This window comes from Arthrobacter sp. SPT-J7 (assembly GCF_059089965.1).
The window spans coordinates 1-7,499 of sequence record NZ_JBNHFF010000167.1 but is presented as its reverse complement, the minus strand read 5'-3'; the positions used below and the strand labels follow the sequence as shown (position 1 = coordinate 7,499).

General features: G+C 64.5%; 10 protein-coding genes. 7 read left to right on the top strand and 3 right to left on the bottom strand.

Annotation, left to right across the window (positions count from 1 at the left end):
* Nucleotides 1-44 precede the first annotated feature (44 nt).
* A complete protein-coding gene (locus AC5RWX_RS28100; protein ID WP_494099539.1) occupies nucleotides 45-1,079 on the bottom strand; it encodes an LLM class flavin-dependent oxidoreductase in 1,035 nt (344 codons plus the stop codon).
* Between the two features lie 54 nt (nucleotides 1,080-1,133).
* Here AC5RWX_RS28100 and AC5RWX_RS28095 point away from each other — a divergent pair, with 54 nt between their 5' ends.
* The 3 genes from AC5RWX_RS28095 to AC5RWX_RS28085 all read left to right on the top strand — a co-directional run bounded on the left by AC5RWX_RS28095 (nucleotide 1,134) and on the right by AC5RWX_RS28085 (nucleotide 2,336).
* Nucleotides 1,134-1,493, top strand: coding sequence for a YnfA family protein (locus AC5RWX_RS28095; RefSeq protein ID WP_494099538.1), 360 nt, complete (start codon nucleotides 1,134-1,136; stop codon nucleotides 1,491-1,493).
* Between the two features lie 106 nt (nucleotides 1,494-1,599).
* Nucleotides 1,600-2,004, top strand: coding sequence for a YidH family protein (locus AC5RWX_RS28090; protein WP_494099537.1), 405 nt, complete (start codon nucleotides 1,600-1,602; stop codon nucleotides 2,002-2,004).
* A complete protein-coding gene (locus AC5RWX_RS28085; protein ID WP_494099536.1) occupies nucleotides 2,001-2,336 on the top strand; it encodes a DUF202 domain-containing protein in 336 nt (111 codons plus the stop codon). The genes AC5RWX_RS28090 and AC5RWX_RS28085 overlap by 4 nt, the downstream gene beginning before the upstream one ends.
* A 21-nt stretch (nucleotides 2,337-2,357) precedes the next feature.
* Here the strand turns inward: AC5RWX_RS28085 and AC5RWX_RS28080 are convergent, their stop codons facing one another.
* Nucleotides 2,358-2,756, bottom strand: coding sequence for a hypothetical protein (locus AC5RWX_RS28080; protein WP_494099535.1), 399 nt, complete (start codon nucleotides 2,754-2,756; stop codon nucleotides 2,358-2,360).
* A gap of 56 nt (nucleotides 2,757-2,812) precedes the next feature.
* On the opposite strand from AC5RWX_RS28080, the gene AC5RWX_RS28075 reads away from it, so the two are divergent.
* Nucleotides 2,813-3,049, top strand: a complete 237-nt coding sequence (locus AC5RWX_RS28075) for a DUF2630 family protein (RefSeq protein WP_494099534.1) — start codon at nucleotides 2,813-2,815, stop codon at nucleotides 3,047-3,049.
* Nucleotides 3,050-3,145: 96 nt separating this feature from the next.
* A complete protein-coding gene (locus AC5RWX_RS28070; protein ID WP_494099533.1) occupies nucleotides 3,146-3,940 on the top strand; it encodes a carbon-nitrogen hydrolase family protein in 795 nt (264 codons plus the stop codon).
* Nucleotides 3,941-4,039: 99 nt separating this feature from the next.
* Here AC5RWX_RS28070 and AC5RWX_RS28065 read toward each other — a convergent pair whose 3' ends face one another.
* A complete protein-coding gene (locus AC5RWX_RS28065) occupies nucleotides 4,040-4,669 on the bottom strand; it encodes a PadR family transcriptional regulator (RefSeq protein WP_494099532.1) in 630 nt (209 codons plus the stop codon).
* Nucleotides 4,670-4,846: 177 nt separating this feature from the next.
* On the opposite strand from AC5RWX_RS28065, the gene AC5RWX_RS28060 reads away from it, so the two are divergent.
* Both AC5RWX_RS28060 and AC5RWX_RS28055 read left to right on the top strand, forming a co-directional pair.
* Nucleotides 4,847-7,021, top strand: a complete 2,175-nt coding sequence (locus tag AC5RWX_RS28060) for a transglycosylase domain-containing protein (protein WP_494099531.1) — start codon at nucleotides 4,847-4,849, stop codon at nucleotides 7,019-7,021.
* Nucleotides 7,022-7,026: 5 nt separating this feature from the next.
* Nucleotides 7,027-7,437, top strand: a complete 411-nt coding sequence (locus AC5RWX_RS28055; protein WP_494099530.1) for a GNAT family N-acetyltransferase — start codon at nucleotides 7,027-7,029, stop codon at nucleotides 7,435-7,437.
* The last annotated feature ends 62 nt before the right edge of the window (nucleotides 7,438-7,499 follow it).

The window sequence follows — 7,499 nt, the reverse complement described above, 5'->3', positions numbered from 1 at the left end:
TTCCGCCGACAAATTTCTTTTATGACCGGAGGCGTTACGGCCGGTCAGGAGGACGCCGGCCGCCATCGTAGTGCCGGTGCGATATACCGGGTGACGTTTCCCAGAAGCTTTGCATTGAACTCGACGCCGAGCTGGTTCGGTACGGTGAGCAGCAGGGTGTCTGCGGCCTGGACCGCTGTGTCCGCAGCGAGTTCTTCGGCCAGGAAGTCCGGGGCGCCTACGTAGCTTTTCCCGAACCGGGCGGTCAGACCGTCGATGACGCCCACCTGGTCCCGGCTGTCACGCAGGGCACTGCCCGCGAAATAGCGGCTGTCCTCCTCATCCACGATGGGAAGTACACTGCGGCTGACCGAAATACGGGGTGTGTGCTGGTGTCCGGCTGCGGCCCAGGCGTCCCGGAACAACTGGATTTGCTCCGCCTGGAGTTCGTGGAAGGGTACGCCGGTGTCCTCTGTCAGCAGGGTGGAACTCATCAGGTTCATGCCCAGTTCCGCGGCCCAGACGGCTGTCTTCCTGTTGCCGGCTCCCCACCAGATGCGCTCGGCCAGGCCTGGCGATTGCGGTTGGACGGGCAGCAGCCCGGTGGCACCGCCGGCATATCGGGGATCCGCTTCCGCCACTCCGGCACCGCTGATGGCTTTCCGGAACAGAGCTGTATGGCGGCGCGCCATGTCCGCGTCCGTCTCCCCTGGCTGCGGGCGGTATCCGAAAGCAACCGCCCCTTCCCGGGCCGGCTCCGGCGAACCGCGGCTGATCCCCAGCTGGAGCCGGCCGCCGCTGATGAGATCGGCCGCAGCGGCTTCCTCTGCCATATACAAGGGATTCTCGTACCGCATGTCGATCACGCCGGTGCCGATTTCGATCCGGCTCGTCCGTGCACCAATGGCAGACAACAGGGGAAACGGCGAGGCCTGTTGCCGGGCGAAATGGTGGACCCGGAAGAATGCCCCGTTGACCCCCAGTTCCTCGGCAGCGACTGCAAGGTCAATGGCCTGGAGGAGGGCGTCCCCCGCGGTCCGGGTGCGGGAACCGTGGCCGGGGCCCCAATGACCGAAAGAAAGGAATCCGATGCGCTCCATACCAGCCCCAACTGCAGCGGGGCAGCAGGCATTCCCGGCTGGCATGATGGCCGGGTGGGTATCTCTGAAGAAGCTGCAACCATCACCAAAACAGTTGTGCTGTTTACACTGGCAGCGGCCGCGGAAATCGGCGGCGCCTGGCTGGTCTGGCAGTCGGTCCGGGAAGGCAAGGACTGGTGGTGGGCGGGCCTGGGCGTGATAGCCCTGGGCCTTTACGGTTTTGTCGCAACCCTTCAGCCGGATGCCCACTTCGGCCGGATCCTGGCAGCCTACGGCGGGGTGTTCGTTGCCGGTTCGCTGGCCTGGGGCATGATCTTCGACGGCTTCCGCCCCGACCGCTGGGACGTGGCCGGGTCCCTCATCTGCCTGCTGGGGGTTGCGGTGATTATGTTCGCGCCCCGAAGCGCAGGCTGATTCCAGTACTCTCCTCCGGTCCGGGCGCCCGCACGGCATGAAGGTAAGCGGGCCTGGGCCCGGCACCACAAGCGGCCAGGGCAACGCTGCTGGCTAAACTGGCAGCGTGACCAACAGCGAGCAGCCCGCCAGCGCCAACACCCCGCCGCGGGGGAAAATTGCGGAGCGACTGCTGCCCGGCGGTGAGGAACCGGACCCGCGGTTCACCCTTGCGAACGAACGCACCTTCCTTGCCTGGATCCGTACGTCCCTGGCGCTCCTGGCCGGCGGCATTGCCATCGAGGCCTTCACCGCGGACCTTTTCCTGGAGCCCGTCAGAAAAGGACTGGCGGTGGTTCTGCTCCTGCTGGGCATGCTGCTGAGCGCGGGGGCAGCAGTGCGGTGGCTGCGGGTGGAACGCAGCATGCGCAACAAGGCCCCGCTGCCGCTGCCGCTGATTGTCCCGCTGCTTGCCGGGGCAGGGGCGCTCGCGGCCGCCGTCGTGCTGATCTTCATCCTCTGGCGCCAGTGACGGCCACACACCCCGCCGGCAGCCACAGCGATCCTGGCCTCCAGCCTGAGCGCACCACACTCGCCTGGGGCAGGACAATGATGGCACTGGTGACGGTCAGCGCGATCTTCCTGCGTTGGCTTCCTGCCCACGGGTTGCCCATCCTGTTGCTGTTCGCCGTCTCGGCCGGGGCGGCTGCAGCGATCTACTTCACGCAGCGCCGCCGCTACAGCGCCAGCTCCCGCGGCATTGCAGAGGAACGTGTCGACGCCGACATCACCGCCGTGCTCTGGACGGCTTGTGCGGGAGTGGCGCTGGGCGGCCTCGGCATCGGCGTCGTCCTTGCCGGCTGAACGGACCCTGGCGATCCCGCCCTAGAACATCGGCAGGACAAACCCGGCGAGCAACGCCACGGCGCCGATACCGGTGAGGCAACGGCCCAACACCGCAGCTGTCTTTCCAGCCTCTTCCGGAGCCGCCACCTGCCACTGCGTGGGCCGCTTGGGGTGGTAGTAGATGGGAAGGGTATCGCCCACGGCAAGGTCCCTGATGTCATACGGCGACATCGGCGCATGGTGCACCTGGTATTTCCGGTCGAACCAGCGGAAGCCCACGCCGCTGCTGTCCGAGTACACCACGGCTTCTGCCACCGCCCACGGGTGCACGAAGCGGCGCAGGAAGCCGGTGTAGAAGAGCAATCCCAGCCCGGCGGGCAGGCACAACCAAGTGAGCATTTCCAGGATGGGACCTGCCATATCAAGCACAGTGGGCATGATTCTGATGGTACAGGCGTACCCTGAGGGAATCGTTTCCGGCGAAAGGGGTAGACATGAACAACGAGGAGCTTTTGGCCCGCATCCAGGCCCTGGTGGAGGAGGAGCATACACTCCGCGAGGGATCCGGAGACGGCCAGGCGCCGGACCGGGCAAGGCTGAGGCAGGTGGAGGAAAGCCTTGACCAGTGCTGGGACCTGCTGCGCCAGCGCAGGGCAAAAGCGGAGTCAGGCGAAAACCCCAACGAAGCCGAAGCCCGTCCCGTCAGCGAAGTAGAGGGCTACAAGCAGTAGCTTCTACTTCGCAGCCGGGCTGGCCACTGACCGGGGCGGAAGCCCCGGGCGGTATCGTTGCGCCAGAGCGATATCGAAGACAGATTGGAGCCACCCATGCGTTTGGCAGTCGCCCAAATCATCAGCAGTGCGGACCCTGCCGCCAACCTGGAGCTGATCCGGAACTACGCCACCCAAGCCAAGGCTGCCGGCGCGGAGCTGGTGGTGTTCCCCGAAGCCGCCATGCGCGCCTTCGGGAACTCACTGACGGACATCGCTGAACCGCTGAACGGCCCATGGGCGGAAAAGGTACGAGCACTGTCCAAGGAACTGGACATCACGATCGTCGCGGGAATGTTCACTCCCGGGAAGGACGGCAGGGTCCGCAACACGCTGCTGGTCACCGGTCCGGGCGTGGACACGTCCTATGACAAGGTGCACCTCTTCGACGCTTTCGGCTTCCAGGAATCCAGGACCGTGGACCCGGGAACCAGCCCGGTGACCTTCGAAATCAACGGCACCATGTTCGGCCTGGCCACGTGCTACGACATCCGCTTCCCCGCCCTCTTCACGGCCAACGCCCGCGCCGGTGCGCAGGTCAACATCGTCTGCGCCTCGTGGGGCGCCGGCGAAGGCAAGGCGGAGCAGTGGGACCTGCTGGTGCGGGCACGCGCCCTGGACAGCACCACCTTCGTGGTGGCCTGCGGCCAGGGCGACCCCCAGACCATCGGCGCGGGACCGGCAGGAACGGCCCCCACGGGCATCGGCCACAGTGCCGTCATCACCCCCCTGGGCTCAGCCGTAGCCGCGTTGGGTGGAAAGCCGGAACTCGCCATCGTCGACATCGATCCCACCATGGTGGACGACGTGCGCACCAAGTTGCCCGTGCTGGCGAACGCCCGCCCGTTCTGATCCTCCTGGAAGTGCCGGCCAGAGGGGGCGACGGCCGCTTCTCACTTAAACACCCGGGCCCACCGCCCGGCACCAGGCAAGCCAGCGGGCCCCTGCCGGTCAGTCAGCCAGGATCTTGTAAAGGGCCCTGCGGGTCTCGTCAAGCTTCTCAATGGCTGCTGCCCGCTGCTCTTCAGTGACACCGGTGCGGAACTGGTGAATAGCGCCCATCAGCTTCCCGATGCTCTGGTGGAAGTCCCGGTCCGGGCTGTCCGGTCCGGCGTTCCATGCAGCTTCCAGCTCCTCTGCATGCTCTGCCACCCAGGCCCTTCCGGCATCCGTGAGCGTGAACTCGGTTCCGCGGCCCTCGCTGAGCGCGGTAATGAGCTCCTCGTCCACGAGCTGCTGCAGCGTGGGATAAATGGATCCCGGACTCGGCCGCCACGCTCCGCCGGTTTTTTCGGCAATCGCCTTGATCAGTCCGTAACCATTAGAGGGCGCTTCGGCCAGGAGCGAGAGGATGGCCGAGCGGACGTCGCCCCGGCTTGCCCTTCGTGGACCGCGCCCAAATCCGGGTCCAAAGCCCGGGCCAAGACCAGGTCCAAAGCCGCCGCCGAACCCTGCTCCGAACGCGGGCCCAAAGCCACCGCCCCGGTGCCCGTGCGGTCCCCGCCTGCCGCGGCCGCTTTCAAACCGGCTCCGATCAGGCTGGAGGCCTGAAAATTCGTCATGGGAAATGCCCTTAATCATGGCATCGTCCTTTCTTCTTATTGCTCTTCGCTTTCTTGGTCGCCGATAGTTAACGATATGTCGTTAACTATCGTTGAGTCAATAAAAGAATTGACCAAAATATGATCTTTCACGTCTGGTTCATAGCCTCGGCAGGGGCGTAGTCTTGTGGCACTCTTCAAGCTTGAGGGCTGAAAAATGGCGAAAAAGAAGCGACGGCGTGGTCGCGGTTCTGTTCTGGGAAGCATTTTTGGATTCCTCGCGGCGAGCGCCATGTGCGGAGTGCTTGCAGCCAGCCTGGTGGTGCCCTCCGTTGCCGCTGCCGGTTACGGGGTCAGCACTTCCATCGGCTTTTTCGAAAACCTGCCCGAGGAGCTGACGGTCCAGCCGCCGTCGCAATCCACCAAGGTCCTCACCTCCGACGGCCAGCCCATCGCCACGTTCTATGCCGAGAACCGGGTCAGAATTCCGCTTGACCAGATGTCGCCCTACATCAAGGACGCCGTCATAGCGATTGAGGACAGCAGGTTCTATGAACATGCCGGCCTCGATCCCCAAGGCATCCTCCGGGCCGTGGTGGCGAACCTGACGAAGGGTGACCAGCAGGGCGCATCCACCATCACCCAGCAGTACGTCACCAACGTGATCAACGAGGCGAAGCTCTCGCAGGAGCGGCCTGATGAGGTGATCCTCAGCGGACAGAAGGACATCGGGGACAAACTGCGGGAGATGAAGCTGGCTGTTGCCCTGGAGAAGAAGTTCACCAAAGAGCAGATCCTTGAGGGATACCTGAACATTGTGTTCTTCAACAGCGACGCCTACGGGATCGAGGCGGCCGCCCGCTACTTCTTCAGCACTACCGCCAAGGACCTCAACCTGCCCCAGGCCGCCCTGCTGGCAGGACTGGTGAACAGCCCCACGTTCTACAACCCAGCGCTTAATCCGGAAAAGTCAGTGGTCCGCCGCGACCAGGTGCTCGGCGAGATGCTCCGGCAGGAAAAGATCACCCAGGAAGAGCATGATCAGGCAGTAGCCACCCCAATCGAGCTGAAGATCAGCCCGGAGCGGCAGGGTTGCGCGAATGCCACCATGGCGCCGTATTTCTGTGACTACATCTCGCGCCTCATCCTGAACAACCCCGCGTACGGGCCTACCCTGAAGGAACGGGAGAGGAAGCTCTACCGTGGTGGCCTCACCATCACCACAACCCTGGACAGCAGGCTGCAGGCCGCAGCCCAGTCGCAGGTGGACGGCACGGCAGGGCCGAATCCGGACCGGTGGGGAGCAGCCCTGGTGTCCGTCCAACCCGGCAGCGGGAGAATTCTTTCAATGGCGCAGAATACGGTGTTCCTGGCCGAGCCGGGCAAGTTCGATACCCACCTGAACTTTAACGTGGATGCAAAGGACCCGCAGGGCAATGACCTGAACGGGGCCGGCGGCTTCCAGACCGGATCCACGATGAAGCCATTCACCTTCGCCCAGTGGCTGAATGAGGGCAAGCTGCTGAACGCCGAGGTGGACGCCTCGAAGCGCGTCTACCCCCTGGGATTCCCCTGGCGGTCCAGTTGCGGAAAGGTGCTGGGCGCCTACAGCACAGCCCAAAACAACCCTGAACTGGGCGCCGCAGATGACCTCCAGAACGCCGAGGAGGGCTTCTACCAGAAGATGCCCATCAACTACGGCCTCTACAACTCCATCAATACAGCTACCTTCGCTTCGGCTACGCAGCTGGACTTCTGCGGCATCCAGAAGATGGTGGACGCCGTGGGCCTGCACAGCGGCCATGACGGTTCCCCGATCAACATGCACCAGCTGGGCAACCTCCTGGGTGCCACCAATGTGGCGCCCCTCCATATGGCGAACGCCTTTGCCACCTTCGCCAATGACGGAAAGTACTGCACACCCATCGCTCTGCTGGAAGTCACTGACGCTGCCGGCGGGAAGCTGCCGGTCCAGCCCGTCGAGTGCCGGGATGCAGTAAAGCCCGACGTCGCCCGTGGCGTGAACTCGGTGTTGCAGGACGTGATGAAGCTGGGTTCCGGGGTCTGGATCAACCCGAAGGTCCACGACAAAGTTCCCGTAGCGGCCAAGACCGGAACCTCAAACAACAACGGGGCCACCTGGGTGGTCGGCTACACCACAGGCCTTTCCACTGCTTCCTTCTTCGGGGACGCACTGGAAGGCCAGAAGCGCCCAGGGCAGAACGTCACCATCAACGGCACCTTCTACCCGCGCCTGGATGGTTTTATGATCGCCGGGCCGCAGTGGGCCAACTACATGGTGAATGTGGCACCGCTATATCCGGCCGCGCCGTTCCCTGGGCCTCCGCCGTCCATGTCGAGCCCGAACCCTCCGCCCACCCCGAGCCGCTGACTGCAGTGGAGCTGAAGGAACCGGCCACGCCGGCGCCCCTGGCGGGGACCCTGCTCCTGAAATCCATCCCGGCGTCCAGCGGATCGCTGCCGCTGCAGCCTTCCGGTGATACCGAGATTGGCTGGCACTTCCACCCCGACCACTGGGGAAACGGCTACGCAACAGAGGCGGCAGCCGCGGTCCTTGGCTACGCTTTGGACAGCGGGCTGGACAGAGTTGTAGCGGTCACGGCCCCGGCCAACACCGCTTCGCAGCGGGTCTGCTCACGGATCGGCATGACCCACCTGGGCCAGACCGACAGGTACTACAACGCACTCTGTGAGCTTTTCGAGGCGAAAGCACCCCACCAACGCAAAGCACCCGCCAAAAACCAGGCCGACGACGGCGGGCAGCACCGCCGTCGTCCGCCTGCCTGATCAGCCGGCCGGGCCCGTCCCCTTCCAAAACCGTCGCCACCACCACCGGGGCCCTTCCGGTT